We start from the raw sequence: 20,068 nt of genomic DNA on the forward strand, positions 1-20,068 counted from the left end.
GCAGCACTCGTCGGCAAGCGGTTCAACAGCCGGTGACCGGGTGGGCGGCCGGGGGAGTGGTGGCCTGGAGGTCCCAGTCGGAGGGGGTGAAGGCAGAACCGCCCAGCAGTTGCACGGTGCCCCGGACGTGCCCGGCCACGGTCTTGTGCCAGTACCAAGGCCCGGTAGGCGCGGAGTTCGCGGTATCGAAGGTCCAGCCCAACTTCCGCAGGGCTGACTTCAGATGCGACACGACCTGCGCGTCCGTGCCCCCGCCGGTGAAGTCCAGGTCCACCGTCGGCTCGTCCCAGCCGTAAGTGGACTCGATCCCATCGCAGGAGTCCCACCTCGGCTTGACCGCGTCCTTCGAAGAGATATGCGCCCCCGCCGGAGCGACGGCAAGTACCGGCTTGATCGCCGCGAGCAACCGTCCGCCCGGATCAGGATCCCCGACCGGTTCCGGCGTACTGCTCCCGCACCCGGCCAGCACCACGGCTGCTGCCACCACGACCGACGAAGCCGCCACCCCGCGTCTCCACCCGTGTGCCGCCATCCGTACACCGTTGATCATGGCCTTCAGGACGCCCACCCACCTTGTCCGGTTCCCCGCAGGCCACCTTCGCACAGAGGAATGACGGGTCCTGCTGCGCGGCACCAGTCGGGCAGCAGGAGCCTCCGTTCGTCCGGGCAGGTCACTCAGCCTGACCGCCGTCCAGGCGGGAGGCGCCCGGACGGCGCTGGATGTCGTCGAGCAGCGCCGGGAGGGCCAGCGCCACGGCCGGGCCTCCCGACTCCGGGGCTGTCACGCCTCGGTGACCTTCGCGACCCCGACCGGGCAGGAGACGCCCGTCCCGCCCAGCCCGCAGTAGCCCGCCGGGTTCTTGTCGAGGTACTGCTGGTGATATGCCTCGGCCGGATAGAAGGGGCGGCCGTCGGCCGGGAGGATCTCGGTGGTGATGGTGCGGTAGCCGGAGCCGGTGAGGACTTTCTGGTAGGTCTCGCGGCTGGCCTCGGCGGTTGCCGTCTGCTCGGGGGTGTGGGGGTAGATCGCCGAGCGGTACTGGGTGCCGACGTCGTTGCCCTGGCGGAAGCCCTGTGTGGGGTTGTGGGACTCCCAGAAGGTCTTCAGGAGGCGGTCGTACGAGATCAGCTTCGGGTCGTAGACCACGCGTACGACTTCGGTGTGGCCGGTGAGGCCCGAGCAGACCTCTTCGTAGAGGGGGTTCTCGGTGTGGCCGCCCTGGTAGCCCACGAGGGTCGTCCACACGCCCGCCGGGAGCTGCCAGAACTTCCGTTCGGCGCCCCAGAAGCAGCCGAGGCCGAAGTCGGCGACCTCCAGGCCTTCGGGGTAGGGGCCGAGGAGGGGGTTGCCGAGGACGGTGTGGCGGTCGGGGACCTCGAACACCGGCGCGGGCCGGCCCTTGAGCGCCTGTTCGGGGGTGGGCAGTTGGGGCGTGCGGCCGAAGAACATGGGGTCTCCCTGGCAGAGCGGGGCGAAGCGGGGCGGGGTGCGGTGGGGAGGAGCGGGGGTGAGCGGGGAGGAGCGGTGCGGTGGTTTGTGGTGGTGACCAGGACAACGTGGTGGATGCCGTCAGGATTCCGCCAGCGCGCGTGCGTGCCCGTGCCCGTGCCCGCGGTCGGGTCAGGCCGGCTGTGGGGTCGGTGGCAGCAGTGCCCGTAGCGGGCCGGTGTCGGGGCGGTCGGCCAGCGCGGCGGCCACCGCTGCGTGCAGCGCGGCCTCCGTGCCCGCCTCGCCGTCGAGGTCGGACGCGGAACCGGGCAGCCGCACCGCCGCCGGGCGCGACCAGGAGAACTCCCAGTGCAGCAGCGACCGCGCGCTGAACTCGGCCAGCACCATGCTCCGGAGCGAGTCGCGCAGCACCGGCCGTGCGGATTCCCGGAACGCCGGTTCCCCCGCTGTCGCCGGCTGCCCGGACGGCGGCAGCCGCCGCGCCAGCTGCCACAGCTCGCCGTCGTCGATCAGCCGGAGCAGCGCGGGCAGCGTCGGCCGGTCCTCGGTGTGGGAGGCGAGCGCCCGGTGCAGCGGGGTGTCCAGCGCGGCCAGCCCCGCGGCCATCGACGAGCTCAGCAGCTGCTCCCACTCCCCGGCCCGCTCGAACCGCCCCACCTCGCCGGTCAGCACCGCGTCCTCCAGCGCGGCCAGGGTCCGGGCCGGGCCGGCGAGCAGGGCGAGGGCCGGGCCGCCGTCCTGCTCGCCGCGGCCGTCGGCGGGCAGCTCCTCGATCCGCCGCACCCGGTCGGCGATCGGCGGATGCGAGTCGTACGGCGATCCGGGCTCCGTCGGCAACTCCTGCCGCAGCCTTGCCAGTTCCGTCTCGCGCGCGGTCAGCATCCGGCCGAAGCCGCCGAAGAACTGCCCGCGCGGCGGGAGCTGCCGGGCCGGCAGGCCGAGCGTCGCGTACGCGTCGAGGTAGAAGTCGTGGGCGGCGGACAGCACCGGGATCTCACGGAGCGCCGACGCCGTCGCGTCCCGGCCGGCGATCCGCGCGGCGGCCAGGTCGGCGGCGTACTCCTGCGCGCGGGCCGTCGACAGCGTGGCCCGCATGTAGAGCTTCGCGTACGCCGTGTAGAGCGCCGCCATCAGCCGGTAGGTGAGGCCGGCACCGGCGGTGTCGATCTTCTTGGCCGGTCTGCCCTTCGCGGTGCGCCTGGCGGCGGCCTTCTCCTGCCGGGCGCGCTCGGCGGCCTCCTTGCCGTCGGCCCGCGCGTGGAAGTGCCCGACGGTCCGCGCGATCTGCACCCGGCCGCGCACGGCGAGCGCCGACAGCCGGGTGTCACCGCCGGTGAAGTGGCCGTACTCATGGGCGAGTACGGCCGTCAGCCGGGCCTCGGTCAGCCCGGTCAGCAGCGGTACGCCCAGGTAGAGGCGGCGCGGTCCGGGGCGCAGGCCGAGCAGCCGGGGCTCCTCGGCGACCGCCGCGTTGACGTCACCGGTGAGCACGACGGCGTCCGGTGCGCGGGTGCCCGTGGCCGCCGCGAGCTCCCGCACCAGTGCCCACAGCCGGGGCTCGTCGGCGTCCGTGACCGGGAGGCCGGGCGGGTCCTCGCCCTTGGGGGTGCGCAGCATGAACATGCCCCTGACGACCGGGACCGCCGGCAGCAGGGAGACGATCACGATCTTCCCGGCGACGGCGTCCGGCGCCCATGTCACCGCCGCCACGTCGACGACGGCCACCACCGCCAGCAGCACGAGGCCCAGCAGGTAGAAACCGCACAGCAGAACAAGGGCGCGCAGCGCCCGCAGAGTTGCACCCATCGGGCAGATCCCCCCACAGGACCCCGGGGAACGGGGTCGACTGACTACCACCAATGGAAGACGAACGGGACTCGGCCGGAACCCGACGCGGCCCCCCTCTTCGGCCGACCCCCTCTTTGGCGGGCGCCCCTCTTCGGTCGGCCCCCCTCAGATGTGCAGTGTCGCCGGGCTGCCGCCGTTCGCCTCGTAGCCCGCCACCGCCAGTGCGCGGAAGAGGGCGAACTCGGCTGCCGGGTTCGCGGACAGCGTCCAGGGCAGGGCCCCGACATGCCCGTCGACGTGTATCAACTCGCCCATGGCCTCCGCCCAGCGCTCCGAGCGGACCAGGAAGAAGACCAGCAGATGACGGACGTGCGCGAGCATCGGGTCGTCCTGGCGGGCCGAGTGCACCGCGTGCAGGGCGCCGTGCACGGCCTTGGTGACGACCTCGCTCTGGTAGAAGCTCGCCACCAGGTTCACCTCGGGCAGGTGCTCGAAGACCGCGAACAGTGGCATCGCGGCCAGCAGCGAGCCCTGCGGGGCGCGGGCGGCGGCGGCCTCGGCGAAGGAGTACGCCAGCTCGCGCGAACCGTGCCACTTCTCGCACCAGTAGTGCAGCGCCGCGAGGTGCGCCCCCATGTGCGTGGGCGCGCGGTCCAGGATCTTCAGCCACAGCTGCTCGAACTCCGGCTGCGGGTAGTTCAGCCCGCGCGCCACCGACAGCTCGACGATGTACGGCACCGGGTCGCCGGGGGAGAGCAGCGCCGCCTGCCCGCAGGCGTCCCTGGCCTCCTCCATGATGATCCGGAAGTCGTCGGTGCCGGGCGTCGACGTCCGCCACGCCTGCTGGACCAGGAACTCGGCGTGGACGGCCGCGCCGCCCGCGTCCTTGGGCTGCTCGGCCCGCCAGACCCGCAGCCACTGCCCGCCCGGCGTCTCGCTGACCCCGCCCGGCCGCTCCTTGAGCTCCAGCGCCGCCGCACCGGCGAAGGCCTGCACGCGCTGCCAGCGCAGCTCGCCCGCGATCTCCGTGCCCGCGAGCAGCTGCGAGGCCGCCCGGTAGTCCTGGGTGCGCTGCACGACGTCGAGGACGTCCAGCAGGTCCTGGTCGGGCCCCGGCATGCGGATGTCCAGGTCCTCCTCGCGCACGAAGCCGTAGTCCGCCGGGTCGGCGGCGTCCGGGTGGCTCGGGTGGACCTGCTCGATCATGCCGCGCCGCCGCCGCAGGACGGGGAGCAGCACGAAGCTGAGCAGGAGCAGCGCCATCAGGGCCCAGAGAATCGCCATGCGTCAAGCGAACCAGACGACGCCGACAATTGGCCAACCGGTGCCCTGACCTGTGGACAACCGAGGGTCCGGCCTGTGGACAACGCGTCGGGGCCGTCGGAGCACTAGGCTCGTCCACCATGAGCGACAGGCACCACATCAGTCAGCACTTCGAGACGCTCGCCATCCACGCGGGCAACACGGCGGACCCCCTCACCGGTGCGGTCGTACCGCCGATCTACCAGGTCTCGACCTACAAGCAGGACGGCGTCGGCGGACTGCGCGGCGGCTACGAGTACAGCCGTAGCGCCAACCCGACCAGGACCGCCCTGGAGGAGAACCTCGCGGCCCTGGAAGGCGGGCGGCGCGGCCTCGCGTTCGCGTCGGGCCTTGCGGCCGAGGACGCCCTGCTGCGCACGCTGCTCAGCCCCGGCGACCACGTGGTCATCCCGAACGACGCCTACGGCGGCACGTTCCGGCTGTTCGCGAAGGTCGTCTCCCGCTGGGGCGTGGAGTGGTCCGTCGCCGACACCAGCGACCCGTCCGCCGTGCGGGCCGCGATCACCCCGAAGACCAAGGCGGTCTGGGTGGAGACCCCCTCCAACCCGCTGCTCGGCATCACCGACATCGCCGCCGTCGCCCAGGTCGCCCACGACGCGGGCGCCCGGCTGGTCGTCGACAACACCTTCGCCACCCCCTACCTCCAGCAGCCGCTCGCGCTCGGCGCTGACGTCGTCGTGCACTCGCTGACGAAGTACATGGGCGGTCACTCGGACGTGGTCGGCGGCGCGCTGATCGTGTCGGACCAGACGCTCGGCGAGGAGCTGGCCTACCACCAGAACGCGATGGGCGCGGTCGCCGGACCGTTCGACTCGTGGCTGGTGCTGCGCGGTACCAAGACGCTCGCGGTGCGCATGGACCGGCACAGCGAGAACGCCACGAAGATCGCCGACATGCTGAGCCGGCACGCGCGCGTGACGCGGGTCCTGTACCCGGGCCTGCCCGAGCACCCGGGGCACGAGACCGCCGCCAAGCAGATGAAGGCGTTCGGCGGCATGGTGTCCTTCCAGGTCACGGGCGGCGAGGAGGCGGCCGTCGAGGTCTGCAACCGCGCCAAGGTGTTCACGCTCGGCGAGTCCCTGGGCGGCGTCGAGTCCCTGATCGAGCACCCGGGGCGGATGACGCACGCCTCGGCGGCCGGCTCCGCCCTGGAGGTGCCCGCCGACCTGGTGCGCCTGTCCGTGGGCATCGAGAACGTCGACGACCTGCTGGAAGACCTCCAGCAGGCACTCGGCTGATCGTTTCACCAGCCGACGATGGGCGGAGTCGTCGTGGACGGCGGCTCCACCCACGGATGCACCGTCGCCGCCCAGACCGCGAACACCACGGCAGCCGCGCACAGCAGCAGCCACAGCAGGCGGCGGGCCCGGCGCCTGCGCCGCAGCATCCGGCCGCCCCGGCGCACCACCTCGCCGTAGAGGTCGGGCGGCACCGGGGGCGGTGTCCGTTCCATGACGCGCCGGGCCGCGGCCTCCCGTTCGACACGGTTCACGACGGCGCCACCTTCGCCTCCAGCACCGCGGGCGCCGCCTTCCGCGGCGGATGCAGCAGGGTGGCGATCGCCCGGTCGCAGAGGGTGTGCACGCGCTCCGTGGGCAGGCCGAGCAGCGCCGCCGTCTGTTCCTCGGCGACCCCCTCGTACAGCCGCAGCACCAGGATCAGGCGCTCCCGGGGAGTGAGCCCGGCGAGAACGCTGCCGGGGTCCGGGCGGGTGCGGCTGAGCGGGCCGCCGTACTGGTGCCAGGCGGAGTTCGCGAAGCCCAGGGCGAGGTACTGACGGGCCCGGTCGTACGGGTCCTCGCCGCGCAGCCGGTCCCAGCACGCGTACGTGTGCGCGAGCGCGCGGGTCAGCAGGCGCCGCGCGCGGGGGTTGGCGTCCGGTGCCTCGGCGGTCATCAGGGTGGCGGCATGCAGCAGCCGACCCGCCGCGCCCGCGACGAACGCCTCGAACTCCCGGGCCCGGCGGGCGTCCTGCAGCGCCTGCCGATCGCGCACCGTCCCTCCCCGGTTGTGGGGGCCCGGACACGGGTACGCCGGGGCCCGGTCTCATATGAGGCCAGGGTCGGGCCCACGGTCAAGAGCCGCGCGGCACGCGCGCGTGACGGATGCACGCGGCACGCACGCGTGGCGGGCACGGCGCATGCCCGGGGAAGTCCCGGCGCGACCGGGCCGGGCGGGTGGTCAGGAGGCCGGCGGGGTGTCCGCGCCCGGCGGCATCGCCATGCGCGCGGACAGCGCGCTGTTGAAGCGGGTGAGCAGCGCGCAGAACGCCTCGCGCTCCGCCGGCTCCCAGTCCTGCGTCAGCTCCGCCATCAACTGCCGCCGCGACGAACGCACTTCCTCCAGCCGCGACAGCCCACGCGGCGACAGCTGGAGCACCACGGCCCGGCCGTCCTCGGGGTGCGAGGTGCGCTTGACGAGCCCGGTGTCGACCAGCGGGGCCACCTGCCGGGTGACCGTGGACGAGTCGATGCCCATGCTCGCGGCGAGCGCCTTGACCCCCATGGGGCCTTCCTTGTCGAGGCGGTTGAGCAGCAGATACGCGGCGCGGTCCATGGAGTTGCGCACCTGCCCGACACCACCGAGCCGGGTCTGTTCGGCACGGCGGGCGAACACCGCCACCTCGTGCTGCAGCGTGTCGAGAAGACCGGGGTCACCGACGGTCGTCATGTCCATCGACATTTCAGGCGTTGTGGGCATGGCCGGGGGCTCGCTTCATGAATAAGGAGTGCTGATGTGGGGGACAGAGTACGCGGACAGGGGGCGAGCCGTACCGGCGCTGCGCAAACCGGTCTCGGAGCTTGGTCACACCCGCGCCTGCGGCCTGTGAACTGCGAGACTTGAGTCATGAGCTACAGCACGGCTGACTCCTTGCGCCCCGTCACTCTCGACGATGTACGGGGCGCCCAGAAGATGCTCACGGGTGTGGCGCGGGCGACCGCGATGGAGGGCAGCAGGCACCTGTCCCAGCTGGTCGGCTCTCCGGTGCACCTCAAGTGCGAGAACCTCCAGCGGACCGGTTCGTTCAAGCTGCGCGGCGCCTACGTGCGGATCGCCGGGCTGCTGCCCGAGGAGCGCGCCGCCGGTGTCGTCGCCGCGAGCGCCGGGAACCACGCGCAGGGCGTGGCGCTGGCCTCGTCGCTGCTCGGCGTGCACTCGACGGTGTTCATGCCCGACGGCGCCCCGCTGCCCAAGATCAGCGCCACCCGGGAGTACGGCGCGGAGGTGCGGCTGCACGGCCAGGTGGTCGACGAGACGCTGGCCGCCGCCCAGGAGTACGCGGCCGAGACCGGCGCGGTGTTCATCCACCCCTTCGACCACCCGGACATCATCGCCGGTCAGGGCACGGTGGGACTGGAGATCCTGGACCAGTGCCCGGAGGTCGGCACGATCGTCGTCGGGATCGGCGGCGGCGGGCTCGCGGCCGGGATCGCGGTCGCGGTGAAGGCGGTCAGGCCGGACGTGCGGATCATCGGCGTCCAGGCGGCGGGCGCGGCGGCGTATCCGCCCTCGCTCGCGGCCGGGCACCCGGTCACGGTGGCGAACCCGGCGACGATGGCCGACGGCATCAGGGTGGGACGGCCCGGTGACGTGCCGTTCGCCCTCGTCGAGGAGCTGGTCGACGAGGTCCGCACGGTCAGCGAGGACCAGCTGTCGGCCGCGCTGCTGCTCTGCCTGGAGCGGGCCAAGATGGTCGTGGAACCGGCCGGCGCGAGCCCGGTCGCGGCGCTGCTCGCCGAGCCCGGGGCCTTCGCCGGACCGGTCGTCGCCGTGCTGTCCGGCGGCAACGTCGACCCGGTGCTGTTGCAGCGGGTGCTGCGGCACGGCATGGCCGCGCAGGGCCGCTACCTGGCCGTACGGCTGCGGCTGACCGACCGGCCGGGTGCGCTCGCCACCCTGCTCGGGGTGCTGTCGGGGGTCGATGCGAACGTCCTCGACGTGAGCCACGTCCGCACCGATCCCCGCCTCGGGCTCGCGGAGGCGGAGGTCGAACTCCACCTGGAGACCAAGGGCCCGGCCCACTGCACGGAGGTCGGCCGGTCCCTGCGTGAGGCCGGTTACACGGTCATCGACTGAGCTCTTCCCGGCTTTCCCAGCGGAAGACGTCCAGGTCAGTACCTGTTCATTCACTCGTTCGGGGAAATCCGTCGACGAACGCGATACATCGCGTTATGGTGTGTCGCGTGGTCGGACGCTGCCCGCGCTCGCTGTCGCGCCGGCGGAAAACCATAGGCGGACCGAGGGCGACATACCTAGCCTTCTCACAGAATCCCCCGACCAGAATCCCCGATTCCCCGATGACGTGGAGACTCATATGCCAGGCGCCATCTATGCCGAAGGTCTGGTCAAGACCTTCGGCGACGTAAGGGCATTGGACGGCGTCGACCTCGATGTCCCCGAAGGCACGGTCCTCGGACTGCTCGGGCCGAACGGCGCGGGCAAGACCACGGCCGTCCGCTGTCTGACGACCCTGCTCCGTCCCGACAGCGGCAAGGCCGTCGTCGCGGGTGTGGACGTGCTCGCACAGCCGGACGCGGTACGCCGCTCCATCGGCCTGTCCGGACAGTTCGCCGCGGTCGACGAATACCTCACCGGCCGCGAGAACCTGCAGATGGTCGGCCAGCTGTACCAGATGCGGGCCAAGCAGGCCAAGGCCCGCGCGGTCGAGCTGCTGGAGCAGTTCCACCTCACCGACGCCGCCGACCGCCCCACCAAGACCTACTCCGGCGGCATGCGCCGCCGCCTCGACCTCGCCGCGGCCCTCGTCGTCTCCCCGCCGGTGATGTTCATGGACGAGCCGACCACCGGCCTCGACCCGCGCAACCGCCAGCAGCTGTGGGAGGTCATCAAGCAGCTGGTCTCCGGCGGCACGACCCTGCTGCTCACCACCCAGTACCTGGAGGAGGCCGACCACCTCGCCCACGACATCGCGGTCGTCGACCACGGCAAGGTCATCGCCCAGGGCACCTCCGACGAGCTCAAGGCCCGCACCGGCGGCGAGCGCGTCGAGGTCGTGGTGCACGAGCGCGACCACATAGCGACCGCCGCGGAGGTGCTGACGGGGTTCGGCAAGGGCGACACCACCGTCGAGGACCACACCCGCAAGCTCACCGTGCCCGTCACCGGCGGCGCCAAGCTGCTCGCCGAGGTCATTCGCGAGCTGGACTCCCGGGGCATCGAGATCGACGACATCGGCCTGCGCCGCCCCACCCTCGACGACGTCTTCCTCTCCCTGACCGGACACGTGGCCGAGGAGAAGCCCGAGGGCACCGGCGAGCAGGACGGCAAGCAGGCGAACAAGAAGAACACCCGCAAGGAGGCCGTGAAGTGAGCGCCGTGAACGACTCCATGGTCGTAGCCCGCAGGAACTTGATTCGCATGGGCCGGATTCCCGAGATGCTCATTTTTGGGCTGATCCAGCCCATCATGTTCGTGGTGCTGTTCACCTACGTGTTCGGCGGCTCGATCACGGTCGGCTCGTCCACCTCGACCCAGGCCTACCGTGAGTTCCTGATGGCCGGCATCTTCGCGCAGACGGTCACGTTCGCCACGGCGGGGGCCGGTGCGGGTATCGCGGACGACATGCACAAGGGCCTCATCGACCGGTTCCGGTCGCTTCCCATGGCACGTGGTGCGGTCCTGACCGGGCGCACCCTCGCCGACCTGGTGCAGACGGCGCTCACCCTCGTCGTCCTGGCGGTCGTCGCGCTGATCGTCGGCTGGCGTACGCACGAGAACATCGGCAAGGTGCTCGCCGGCTTCGGTCTGCTCCTGCTGCTGGGGTACGCGTTCTCGTGGATCGGTGCGCTGATCGGCCTGAGCGTGCGCACTCCGGAGGCGGCGACCTCGGGCGGGCTGATCTGGCTGTTCCCGCTGACGTTCATCTCGAACGCGTTCGTCGACGCGAACCACCTGCCGGCGTTCCTGCGGCACATCGCGGAGTGGAACCCGTTCAGCGCCACGGTGCAGGCCTGCCGCGAGCTGTTCGGCAACCTTCCGCCGGGCTTCAACGCGTCCGACGCCTGGCCCATGCAGCACCCGGTCTGGGCCTCGCTGATCTGGTCGGTCGCGATCATCCTGGCCTTCCGGACGCTCGCGGTCCGCAAGTACCGCCGGGCAGCCGGCTGACGACGGCCAGGAACTCCGACGCCCCCGGCGTCACGCGGACACCGGGGGCGGGGGTCTGTCCGGGTCAGCCCGAGTAGGGCTCGGCCTTCAGGATCTTCACCGAGGCCTTCTTGCCGTTCGGCAGTTCGTACTCCGCGTCCTCGCCCACCTTGTGGCCGATCACGCCGGTGCCCAGGGGGGACTGCGGCGAGTAGGTCTCGACGTCGGCGCTGGCGTATTCGCGGGAGGCCAGGAGGAACGTCATGGTGTCGTCCTCGTCGCCGTCGAAGGCGATGGTCACCACCATGCCCGGCGCGACGGCGCCGTCCGCGGACGCCGGGGCCTCGCCGACCTTGGCGTTCTCCAGAAGCTGGGTCAGCTGGCGCACACGGAGCTCCTGCTTGCCCTGCTCCTCCTTGGCCGCGTGGTACCCGCCGTTCTCGCGCAGGTCGCCCTCCTCGCGCGCGGCCGCGATCTTGGCGGCGATGTCCGTGCGCGCAGGACCAGACAGGTACTCCAGCTCGGCCCTGAGCTGGTTGTACGCCTCCTGGGTCAGCCAGGTGACGTTCTCGCTGGTCTGGGTCACAGGTGCTCCTCGTCGGTACTGGGAATACAAAGCATCGCCCTACCCGGAAGCATGTTCCTTCATGGAAGGGCGAAACCACGAGCCTAACAATTCAACGGCGGAAGGGGGAGGACATAAGGCATCAGAATCACGTCAACGCAGGTCAGCGCCTACGTATTCGGACTGATGTCAGTCGGCGTGGCAGCCGAGCAGCTCCGCCGTGGTGCCCCGGGCCGTGGTGCGGAGCGTGACCACCCGGTCGATCTCGGTCGCGGACCCGGTGAAGCGGAAGTCCGCCCGGCCCACCTCGGAGCCGTCGGCCGCCTGGGAGCGCAGCGTGCAGTAGCCGGAGGTGCCGGAGTCCTTGTGGACCTCCAGGTGCACCTCGACGGCGTCGGCGGAGGCGGCGAAGGTCACGACCTGCGCGCTGATCTTGTTCTGTACGACATAGTGGTAGGCCCAGTAGCCGACCAGGACGAGCAGCAGGGCACCCAGCACCGCACCGGCGACCCTGAGCTTGCGGTCGGCGCGCTCGTCCGAGGAAGTGCCGTACCGGCCCTCGGGCAGCCGCGTGCTCGCGGTACTCATGATCGTCCTCCGGACCCCGGAATTATTCGCCCCCCGATTCGGTCACTATAGAAGCCGCCGATCGCCCCCGAGCTACCGGGGCGCCGAGTTACCAAGGATTGAGTCTTGACTGACCAGCTGCGACTGATGGCCGTCCACGCCCACCCCGACGACGAGTCGAGCAAGGGCGCGGCCACCATGGCGAAGTACGTGTCCGAGGGGGTGGACGTGCTGGTCGTGACCTGCACGGGCGGGGAGCGCGGCTCCATCCTCAATCCCAAGCTGCAGGGCGACAAGTACATCGAGGAGCACATCCACGAGGTACGCAAGAAGGAGATGGACGAGGCCCGCGAGATCCTCGGCGTCAAGCAGGAGTGGCTCGGCTTCGTCGACTCCGGCCTGCCCGAGGGCGACCCGCTGCCGCCGCTGCCCGAGGGCTGCTTCGCCCTGGAGGACGTCGACAAGGCGGCCGGCGAGCTGGTCCGCAAGATCCGCGGGTTCCGTCCGCAGGCGATCACCACCTACGACGAGAACGGCGGCTACCCGCACCCCGACCACATCATGACCCACAAGATCTCGATGGTGGCCTTCGACGGCGCGGCGGACGCCGAGAAGTACCCCGAGGCCGAGTTCGGGCCGGTCTTCCAGCCGCAGAAGCTCTACTACAACCAGGGCTTCAACCGCCCGCGCACCGAGGCGCTGCACAACGCCATGCTGGAGCGCGGCCTGGAGTCGCCGTACGGGGACTGGCTGAAGCGGTGGAGCGAGATCGAGCGCACCGAGCGCACCCTGACCACGCACATCCCGTGCGCGGACTTCTTCGAGATCCGTGACAAGGCGCTGATCGCGCACGCCACGCAGATCGACCCGGACGGCGGCTGGTTCAAGGTCCCGATGGACCTCCAGCGGGAGGTCTGGCCGACCGAGGAGTACGAGCTGGCGAAGACTCTCGTCGATACCTCCCTCCCCGAGGACGACCTCTTTGCGGGCATCCGCGACAATGCCTGACATGAGCGCAAGCCTGGCACTGACGCACCTCGTCCCCCTCGCCAAGGAGGTCGACGAGAACAAGGTCACCCCCGGAGTCCTCGGCTTCATCGTTTTCGCGGTGATGGCCCTCGCGGTCTGGGGCCTGATGAAGTCCATGAACAAGCACATGCAGAAGGTCGACTTCAAGGAGCCCGCCCAGCCCGCCGGGGCCGGTGCGGACTCCAAGGCGCCGGCGGCCGACCCCAAGAGCTGACCGGCGCCCGACCGGCGTCACGTCCCGGCCGGCACCGGCACGCCCATCACCTCGCGGGCGTGCCGGCCGGGCACCATGCCCAGACGCCAGGCCTGCCAGCCCGACTCCAGCTGCACTCCGCGTTCCAGGAGCAGCCCGTACGCCGTGACGTACTCGGCCAGCTTCCCGTCCCGCAGCGGGTGCCCGTCCCGGGCGAGCTGGGCCAGCTCCTCCTGGGCGACGGCGGTGCCCACCTCCACCCCGCCGGGAGCCGCGTACGGCAGCAGGGTGCAGCGCAGGAAGCGGGCCCAGTCCTCGCCGCGCCGGTCGCCGTACGACGTGAACAGGGCGACCGCCTCCTCGCACAGGGCGAGGGCCTGCTGGGTGCGGGTGTTGCCTGCGTCGACGACGACCAGCTCCAGGCAGGTCCACGCCTCACCGTGGACCACGCCGATGCGCTGGAAGTCGGCGCGGGCGTCCACGAGGAGCTGACGGGCGAAGCCCGAGTTGCGCAGCGAGCCGGTCTGGGCGGCCCGCTGGTCGCGGGTGACCCGGGCCGAGTGGTGGCGGGCGCAGGCCAGGCCGTAGACGTCCCGCATCCGGGAGAACATCGTTCGCGACCGCTCCAGCTCACGGACCGCGCGGTCCAGGGTGCCGTTCTCCTCCAGGGCCAGGCCCAGGTAGTACAGCGTCCATGCCTCACCCCGCGCGTCCTCGTTCTCCCGGTGCCGGGCCGCCGCCGCCCGCAGTCCGTCGGCCGCCGGGGACGCGTCGCCGGCCACCAGCCGGGCCCGCGCCAGCTGGGTCAGCGCCCAGGCCTCGCCCCGGGCGTCCCGGGTACGGCGGTAACGGTCCAGCGCCGCTCCGAGCTCCCGCTCCGCCCGCGGTACCTCGCCCATGCGCAACGCCAGCTGGCCGAGCTGGAAGTGCGCCCAGGCCTCGCCGTGCACCGAACCGCCTTCCCGGTGCAGGACCAGCGAGCGGGTGAGCAGGTCGAGGGCCTCGGGCAGCCGCGCCCGGTCGCGCTGCACCGCCGCCAGCGCGTGCATCGTCCACGCCCGGTCGGTCGCCAGCTCAGGGGCCGCCTGCAGGTCCAGGGCCTCCTGCAGCTTGGCCGCCGCCTCGGTCAGGTTGCCCTGGTGGTGCAGGGTGATCCCGAGCGAACACAGCGCGCGGGCCGCACCGGCGTCGTGATGCGCCTCCAGGTACAGGTCGACGACAGAGGTCAGGGTGGTGCGGGCCTTGTCCAGCTCTCCCAGCTGGCGGGCCGCGATACCGGTGCGCCACTGCACCGAGCGGACCAGGAGACCCTGGTCGACGGCCTGGGCCAGCTCGCTGATCTCACCGAGCCGGTAGAGGTCCCCGCGCAGCAGGCAGTAGTCGCACAGTGCGCCCAGCAGGTTCTGCACCGCCGCCTGGTCGACGCCCTCCGCGTGCCGCAGCGCCGCCGTGATGAAGCTCGACTCGTCGTCCAGCCAGCGCAGCGCCTCGTCGAGCGAGGTGAAGCCGTGCGGGCTGAACCGGTCCGAGCGGGTCGACATGTTGCCGTCGACCAGCCGCAGCACCGAGTCGGCCAGCTCCGCGTAGTTCACGATCAGCCGCTCCTGCGCCGCCGTGCGGTCGGCGGGCGTCTCCTCGTCCACGAGGCGGGCCTGGGCGAACGAGCGGACCAGGTCGTGCAGGCGGTAGCGGCTGCCGCGGACGTGGTCGATCAGACCGGCCCGGGTGAGTGCGACCAGGTGCCGGGTCGCCTCCGCCTCGTCGGCGCCCAGCAGCGCGGCTGCGGCTGCCGCACCCATCGAGGCCCGGCCCGCCAGCGCCAGCCTTCTCAGCAGCCGCCGCCCGGTCTCCGGCTGGTCGGTGTACCGCAGCCACAGCACCCGCTCCACCGGCCCGACCGGACCGTACGCGCCCAGGTCCGTCGCCAGTTGGAGCGGTGAGCGCGAACCCAGCGACGAACCCGCCACCCGCAGCGCCAGCGGCAGCCCGCCGCACAACTCCCGGATCCGGTCCGCGGACTGCGCGTCGTACGGCCCCGACACGTCCTCGGCCGCCGCGCCCAGCAGCTCCTCCGCGCCGGCCGCGTCCAGCGCGGTCACCGGCAGCCGGTGCACCCAGGCCGGCAGGTCGGCGGGCAGGTCGAGCTGGTCCAGGGCGGTGACCAGGACCAGGCTGTCGGAACGCTCCGGCACCAGCGTGCGCACCTGCTCCGGATCCGACGCGTCGTCCAGCACGATCGTCACCGGGAGGCCCCTGAGGTGCTGGTGGTACAGCTCGCTCAGCCGCTTGACCTGCTGGTCGGCGGAGGAACGCTCACGGAACAGCAGCTGCTCGCGCGGCGCGCCCAGCCGGTTGAGCAGATGCAGCAGGGCGTCCCGGGTGGACAGCGGCGGCTCCTCCCGGCTGGCGCCGCGCAGGTCCACGACGACCGCACCCCGGAAGAGGTCCCTCAGCTCGTGGGTGGCCCGGACCGCGAGGGCGGTGCGGCCGGAGCCGGGCTCCCCGTGCAGGACCACCACGGTCGGCCGGGTCTCGGTGGCCGCCCGGGCCGCCTGCGCCCACTGCCGGATCCGCGCCAGCTCCTGCTGCCGGCCGGCGAACGGGCGGTCCACGTCGGGGAGCTGGCCGAACGACTGCTCCAGCACCGTGCGCCTGCGGGCCGCCGCGCTCTTGTCCGCGCCGCGCAGCCCCGGACCCTGCTTCTTCGGTCCCGTGGAGGCGCTGAGCACCCGCTGCTGGTCGAGGAACGGCCGGATCCCCCGCACCTCCAGTGCGGTCAGCCACTGCAGCCGCAGCTGCTCGGGACCGCCGGGCTGACCCGTCGCGCCGGCGTGGTGATGAGCGGCGGGCAGATGGGAGCCGGCGACCTTGACGACCGTGGCGGCGGCCCCGACCACCCCGACGGCCACGCCCGCGCCGAGTGCCGTGGCCGCCCCGGTGCCCAGGGAGAGGTCGGCGACGGTGGCGGCGACCGCCGCTACGGCCGCGACCAGCAGGGGAGTTCCGGAGCCCTCCTTCGCGTAGCGACGGCCGAAGCTCGGCCGGTCCGCCTCCGTCTCGTCGAGGGCGTGGGTGTAGGCCGTGTACTCCTCGGCGGCCGTCCGCTCCATCTCCGCCAGCCCGCCGCGGGCGCGGGACAGCAGCACCTGCCCGTCGATACGGCCGCCCGAACGGCGGACCTCCTCCTCCACGGCCCGCACCAGCAGCCGGTCGGCTTCAGCCCGATGGGCGTCCCGCATGTTCCGTCCCCCTCCGCGGCAACTCCTTTGTCTACAAGTGTCCTTGCGAAGGGGCGCGATGGCGAGAGGGTGACGATCAGGGGGTGGGTGAGGGTTCGGTGGTGGTCGCGGCTACCGGGCGGCCGGAGCGGCCGGTCCCGCATGGGCGGGAATCCGGCCCCACCCCTTGGACAGGGCCAGGTACACGCAGGCAGCCGCCAGCCCCGCCTCCGCCACCGCGCTCGCCAGCGCCTCCACCAAAGCCGTGCCCAGCGGCGACGTCGTTATGTCGAACCATGCGTCCAGCACGGCCACCGAGGCCGTCGCCGACGCCGTGAGCCGGGCCCGGACATCGCCCCGCAACCCCAGCACCGCCGTCGCCGCGCAGCCCGCCGCCATCAGGACGTCCAGCCCGATCCAGGCCAGCGACCAGTTGTGCACCTCGGTCTTGGTGGGCAGCGTCAGCGCCAGCACCACCATCCACGGCACGAGCAGCACGGAGGACGATCCGAGAAGGATCAGTGCCCACCGCTTCAGCTGCCTCATCCGCTTCGTCCTCCGGGTCTGCCGGGTCCGCGCCACCACCAACCGGTCCAACATCTGATCCCCCTCGCCTTGTTCCGGATCCGCGGCTGTGGAACCTGTGAATCCGTGCGGCTCCTCCGCCCTTGCCGTGCCATCGCTTCACGGTAGACCGCAGAGAAAGTTCTGCAAAGAAAATTCGGCAGACATGGGGGGAGGGTCGGGGAGACTCAGGGATGTCTCAGGGTTCGGGGTTCTCGGCGCCGGGGTTACGGTGGCCGCATGACCGACGGCACGCCCCGCAGGGCCGGAGCACCCGAGCCCGCCGCACCCGCCGAGCTGACCAGCCTGGAGCGCACCGCCCTCTACAAGTCCCTCGGCAACCCCCTGCGTCGCCGGATCCTCGACTACCTCGGCCGGCACGGCGAGGCGAACTCCACCGTGCTCGCCCGCGAACTCGGCGAGAGCTCCGGCACCACCAGCTACCACCTGCGCAAACTCGCCGAGCAGAGGCTGATCGAGGAGATCCCGGAGAAGTCCGGCGGCCGGGAACGCTGGTGGCGGAGCCTGCCGTTCAGGCACACCACACCCGACCCGGCGACGATGGCCCCGGAGGAGTACGCGGCGGCCGAGCAACTCGCCCTGCTGAAGATCGAGCTGGACACCCGCCTCTTCCACCGCGCCCACCGGGAGTACCGGGGGCCGGGCGGCTGGGCCCAGGTCCGGCGCGCCGGCACCTGGATGACCAAGGACGACCTGCACGCCTTCGTCCGCGACTACCAGGAACTCCTCGACCGGTACGGCCACCCCGGCGAAACCGCTCCCGACGGGGCACGCCGGGTCAACCTGCGCTTCTACGCGGCTCCCGACCCCGTGGGAGAGTGGGAGGGTGAACCGACTGGCCCATGAGACGTCCCCGTACCTCCTCCAGCACGCCGACAACCCCGTCGACTGGTGGCCCTGGTCGGCCGAAGCCTTCGAGGCCGCGCGGACCACGAACAGACCCGTCCTGCTGAGCGTCGGGTACAGCTCCTGCCACTGGTGCCAGTGAACTCGCGAACCCAGTAGTCCGCGTCGCGTCTGTCTGAGCCGCGGGCGACACAGTCAGGAGGTGTACCAGGGGGTGGCAATACTGAGCCCAAGCGGACCGCGAGTTGACGGATGCGGCAAGCGATCCGACACCAGCCGTTTCAAGGGGGCGGAGCTGTTGCTGGCCGCAGGCGATGTCGACTGTACCCTTTCCAGGAGGCCCAAAGGTCGGGCCAGGCCGCGGCCTGGGGAAAGCTGATCGGCCAGCTGCCCTTCCTTGCGCTCAGGCCCACAGCCGCGCGGAGCACCTCTGCCGCCCAGGGGGAGGACTGTTGTGTGGACGCTGACGGCCTCGCCAGATAGCGGGAACTCCGAGGCAGATGTCGGGCGCTCTTCCGCAGCACAAAGAGCAAAACCCGGGTGCCGAGGTTCCACCGTCTGAGATTATTGCCGCGGCTAAGCTGGCGCGCCGCTGGAGTGGTGCTCGCTGAGGTCGGCACGGCCTCGCTAGACATGTTTGACCGAACGGGAGCCCAGGTGTCCTTGGAACGGTTCTCGCTGGAGAACTATCGCTGCTTCAGGGAGAGACAGGAGGTGGAGCTTGGAAAGATCACCGTGGTGCTGGGCCGGAACAATTCTGGCAAGAGTGCGGTCGTGCGAGCGCTCCCGCTCCTTTCCCTCGGTATCCGCGGCGACTCCCCTTACCCTCTGGAGCTGGACCTGATCCAGGGCTTCACTCCTTCGTTCGCCGATCTGGTCCATGGCTCGTCACCCCATGGGCACATTCGCCTGGGAGCGTCGATCGGGCGCGAGGACGGCGAGACCGTCAGCGCCACTGCCGAGGTCCAGAACATCGCCAACCAGGGAATGCAGTTGGTCTCCTCGGCGCAGATCTCCTGCGGGACGGAGGTCGCGAACCTCTCCTGGATCCCCGGCATTGACGCCTACTCCCCGGAGAAGCGCGCGTATCTTGTCGACGGCCAAGAGGCCAAAGTCGGATTTCGCGGGCTGCTGCCCGATCCGGCCGACTGGCCGGATTCCGTCGGCGGTGTCAGTGGCGTCACTGGGCTCATTCGAGAAGGCCTCGACGAGATCCGGTATCTGGGTCCGTTCAGGAAGAGCCCGGAGCGCTTCTTCCGGTCTCCGGCCAGAACCCTGGGCAGCGTCGGCTATCGGGGCGAGAGGGCGCTCGGCATGCTCGCCGCGGACGAGGTGTACGGACGCGGTCTGATCGGCCGTGAGGTGAACACCCTGTTGGAAAGCCTCCTGCCCGGATGGCGCCTCGAAGTCACCGACGTCGGCTCCGGGATGTACATCCCCAAGCTGCGTTCCCTGCGCGACCCCGATCTCGTCGTCCACATCGACGACGTCGGCACCGGGGTGGTCCAGTTCCTGCCGATAGTGATCCAGCGGGCCGCGGACCGCGTGGAACCGCCCGCCGGGCCGGTGATCGAGATCGTGGAGGAGCCCGAACTCCATCTCCACCCTTCGGCACACGCCGCGATCGCCGATCTCTACGCCGACGCCGTGCGGGAGTCGCAGGTGCGCTTCTTGGTGGAGACGCACAGCGAGAACTTCCTCCTCAGGCTGCGCCGGCGGGTCGCGGAGCGGAAGCTGGCGCCTGAGGACGTGAAGATCTACTTCGTTGAGCAGGCCGAGGGGGCCGCCACCCTGCGGAAGATCGAGGTGGACGCCCTCGGCAACCTCGACTACTGGCCGCGAGGGGTTTTCGCGGAGGACTTCGAGGAGGCGCGCGCCCTCGCGGACGCGCAGGCGAATCGGATCGACGATGCGCGTTGAGATTCCCGTCGACCTGCTGAAGGGCCGTGAGGGCGACGAGAACGCAGAGCTCATATTGAAGCTGATCGCGTTCTTCAGGGAGGCGCGGCACGAGTGGGCGATCTCCCCGCGTGATGTGGACGCCGTCCATGCGTTCCTGGAGCGTCACCTCCCGGTCCTGGCACAGAGCTACCTGCTGCTCGCGCAGAAGGCGAGCATGGCGCAGGCCTGGGCGCCGCACGAGGGGGTGGTGGGCGTGGTCAGGGTGGCCAGCGAGACGCTCACGGCGGACATCCGTGACCTGGAGCGGCCAGCCGTGCTGGTGGTGGAGAACGCGATCTATGACTGGCAGATGATCGAGGCGCTTGCGCGCCTGCTCGGCTGCGAGGATGTCATCGACGCTAAGACGCCATTTCATTTGGTGAGTCGGCGGTGACATATGAGGGTCGCGGCGATGGCGGTGAAGGCGAGGAAGTGTTCCGGCTTGCGCTCGTAGC

General features: G+C 71.3%; 20 protein-coding genes and 1 pseudogene. 10 read left to right on the forward strand and 11 right to left on the reverse strand.

Features of this window, described 5'->3' with window-relative positions:
* Positions 1 to 22: 22 nt before the first annotated feature.
* From AB0D74_RS33005 to AB0D74_RS33020, 4 genes are all read right to left on the reverse strand, one after another.
* Positions 23 to 505 (reverse strand): hypothetical protein, encoded by a 483-nt coding sequence (locus AB0D74_RS33005; protein ID WP_362595130.1) that lies wholly within the window; start codon positions 503 to 505, stop codon positions 23 to 25.
* Positions 506 to 781: 276 nt separating this feature from the next.
* On the reverse strand, positions 782 to 1,450 hold the full coding sequence (gene msrA, locus AB0D74_RS33010) for a peptide-methionine (S)-S-oxide reductase MsrA (protein WP_362595132.1): 669 nt from the start codon (positions 1,448 to 1,450) through the stop codon (positions 782 to 784).
* A gap of 171 nt (positions 1,451 to 1,621) precedes the next feature.
* Positions 1,622 to 3,256 carry a M48 family metallopeptidase gene (locus AB0D74_RS33015; RefSeq protein WP_362595134.1) on the reverse strand — a complete coding sequence of 545 codons (1,635 nt, stop codon included), beginning with the start codon at positions 3,254 to 3,256 and terminating at the stop codon, positions 1,622 to 1,624.
* A 147-nt stretch (positions 3,257 to 3,403) separates the two neighbouring features.
* Positions 3,404 to 4,522 (reverse strand): hypothetical protein, encoded by a 1,119-nt coding sequence (locus tag AB0D74_RS33020; RefSeq protein WP_362595136.1) that lies wholly within the window; start codon positions 4,520 to 4,522, stop codon positions 3,404 to 3,406.
* A gap of 119 nt (positions 4,523 to 4,641) precedes the next feature.
* Between AB0D74_RS33020 and AB0D74_RS33025 the strand changes: the two genes are divergently transcribed.
* Entirely contained in the window at positions 4,642 to 5,799 is a 1,158-nt protein-coding gene (locus AB0D74_RS33025; RefSeq protein WP_362595138.1) for a cystathionine gamma-synthase, read from the forward strand.
* Positions 5,800 to 5,804: 5 nt separating this feature from the next.
* On the opposite strand, the gene AB0D74_RS33030 is transcribed toward AB0D74_RS33025, so the two are convergent.
* The 3 genes from AB0D74_RS33030 to AB0D74_RS33040 all read right to left on the reverse strand — a co-directional run bounded on the left by AB0D74_RS33030 (position 5,805) and on the right by AB0D74_RS33040 (position 7,237).
* Positions 5,805 to 6,053: a hypothetical protein gene (locus AB0D74_RS33030; protein WP_362595140.1), complete on the reverse strand. Its 249-nt coding sequence runs from the start codon at positions 6,051 to 6,053 to the stop codon at positions 5,805 to 5,807.
* Complete coding sequence (locus AB0D74_RS33035) at positions 6,050 to 6,556, reverse strand: sigma factor-like helix-turn-helix DNA-binding protein (RefSeq protein WP_362595142.1); 507 nt, start codon at positions 6,554 to 6,556, stop codon at positions 6,050 to 6,052. The genes AB0D74_RS33030 and AB0D74_RS33035 overlap by 4 nt, the downstream gene beginning before the upstream one ends.
* 186 nt (positions 6,557 to 6,742) lie before the next feature.
* Positions 6,743 to 7,237 (reverse strand): MarR family transcriptional regulator, encoded by a 495-nt coding sequence (locus AB0D74_RS33040; protein ID WP_362595183.1) that lies wholly within the window; start codon positions 7,235 to 7,237, stop codon positions 6,743 to 6,745.
* 171 nt (positions 7,238 to 7,408) lie between these two features.
* Here AB0D74_RS33040 and ilvA point away from each other — a divergent pair, with 171 nt between their 5' ends.
* The 3 genes from ilvA to AB0D74_RS33055 all read left to right on the forward strand — a co-directional run bounded on the left by ilvA (position 7,409) and on the right by AB0D74_RS33055 (position 10,690).
* Positions 7,409 to 8,638 carry a threonine ammonia-lyase gene (ilvA, locus tag AB0D74_RS33045; protein WP_362595144.1) on the forward strand — a complete coding sequence of 410 codons (1,230 nt, stop codon included), beginning with the start codon at positions 7,409 to 7,411 and terminating at the stop codon, positions 8,636 to 8,638.
* Between the two features lie 238 nt (positions 8,639 to 8,876).
* Positions 8,877 to 9,893 (forward strand): ATP-binding cassette domain-containing protein, encoded by a 1,017-nt coding sequence (locus AB0D74_RS33050; protein WP_362595146.1) that lies wholly within the window; start codon positions 8,877 to 8,879, stop codon positions 9,891 to 9,893.
* A 17-nt stretch (positions 9,894 to 9,910) separates the two neighbouring features.
* Complete coding sequence (locus tag AB0D74_RS33055; protein ID WP_362595185.1) at positions 9,911 to 10,690, forward strand: ABC transporter permease; 780 nt, start codon at positions 9,911 to 9,913, stop codon at positions 10,688 to 10,690.
* Positions 10,691 to 10,754: 64 nt separating this feature from the next.
* Here AB0D74_RS33055 and greA read toward each other — a convergent pair whose 3' ends face one another.
* Together greA and AB0D74_RS33065 are read right to left on the reverse strand one after the other, a co-directional pair.
* Positions 10,755 to 11,255: a transcription elongation factor GreA gene (greA, locus tag AB0D74_RS33060; RefSeq protein WP_362312720.1), complete on the reverse strand. Its 501-nt coding sequence runs from the start codon at positions 11,253 to 11,255 to the stop codon at positions 10,755 to 10,757.
* A 168-nt stretch (positions 11,256 to 11,423) separates the two neighbouring features.
* The gene (locus AB0D74_RS33065) at positions 11,424 to 11,822 is read right to left on the reverse strand and encodes a DUF4307 domain-containing protein (protein ID WP_362595148.1); all 399 of its coding nucleotides are present in this window, start codon (positions 11,820 to 11,822) and stop codon (positions 11,424 to 11,426) included.
* A gap of 105 nt (positions 11,823 to 11,927) precedes the next feature.
* On the opposite strand from AB0D74_RS33065, the gene mca reads away from it, so the two are divergent.
* Complete coding sequence (gene mca, locus AB0D74_RS33070; protein ID WP_362595150.1) at positions 11,928 to 12,809, forward strand: mycothiol conjugate amidase Mca; 882 nt, start codon at positions 11,928 to 11,930, stop codon at positions 12,807 to 12,809.
* The gene (locus AB0D74_RS33075; RefSeq protein ID WP_362595153.1) at positions 12,802 to 13,044 is read left to right on the forward strand and encodes a hypothetical protein; all 243 of its coding nucleotides are present in this window, start codon (positions 12,802 to 12,804) and stop codon (positions 13,042 to 13,044) included. The genes mca and AB0D74_RS33075 overlap by 8 nt, the downstream gene beginning before the upstream one ends.
* 17 nt (positions 13,045 to 13,061) lie before the next feature.
* Here AB0D74_RS33075 and AB0D74_RS33080 read toward each other — a convergent pair whose 3' ends face one another.
* Both AB0D74_RS33080 and AB0D74_RS33085 read right to left on the reverse strand, forming a co-directional pair.
* Positions 13,062 to 16,262 (reverse strand): tetratricopeptide repeat protein, encoded by a 3,201-nt coding sequence (locus AB0D74_RS33080; protein ID WP_362595155.1) that lies wholly within the window; start codon positions 16,260 to 16,262, stop codon positions 13,062 to 13,064.
* A gap of 111 nt (positions 16,263 to 16,373) precedes the next feature.
* Positions 16,374 to 16,787, reverse strand: a complete 414-nt coding sequence (locus AB0D74_RS33085) for a hypothetical protein (protein WP_362595157.1) — start codon at positions 16,785 to 16,787, stop codon at positions 16,374 to 16,376.
* Positions 16,788 to 17,045: 258 nt separating this feature from the next.
* Here AB0D74_RS33085 and AB0D74_RS33090 point away from each other — a divergent pair, with 258 nt between their 5' ends.
* From AB0D74_RS33090 to AB0D74_RS33105, 4 genes and pseudogenes are all read left to right on the forward strand, one after another.
* Positions 17,046 to 17,672, forward strand: a complete 627-nt coding sequence (locus tag AB0D74_RS33090) for a helix-turn-helix domain-containing protein (protein ID WP_362595159.1) — start codon at positions 17,046 to 17,048, stop codon at positions 17,670 to 17,672.
* Positions 17,653 to 17,808: pseudogene (locus tag AB0D74_RS33095) on the forward strand (DUF255 domain-containing protein); the annotation flags it as partial. The gene AB0D74_RS33090 and the pseudogene AB0D74_RS33095, both read left to right, overlap by 20 nt.
* Positions 17,809 to 18,329: 521 nt before the next feature.
* On the forward strand, positions 18,330 to 19,592 hold the full coding sequence (locus AB0D74_RS33100; RefSeq protein WP_362595161.1) for a DUF3696 domain-containing protein: 1,263 nt from the start codon (positions 18,330 to 18,332) through the stop codon (positions 19,590 to 19,592).
* Positions 19,582 to 20,007 (forward strand): hypothetical protein, encoded by a 426-nt coding sequence (locus AB0D74_RS33105; protein WP_362595163.1) that lies wholly within the window; start codon positions 19,582 to 19,584, stop codon positions 20,005 to 20,007. Before AB0D74_RS33100 ends, AB0D74_RS33105 begins: the two co-directional genes overlap by 11 nt.
* Positions 20,008 to 20,068 lie beyond the last annotated feature (61 nt).

Origin of the sequence: Streptomyces sp. NPDC048278, assembly GCF_040652195.1 — a bacterium.
Lineage (GTDB): Bacteria > Actinomycetota > Actinomycetes > Streptomycetales > Streptomycetaceae > Streptomyces.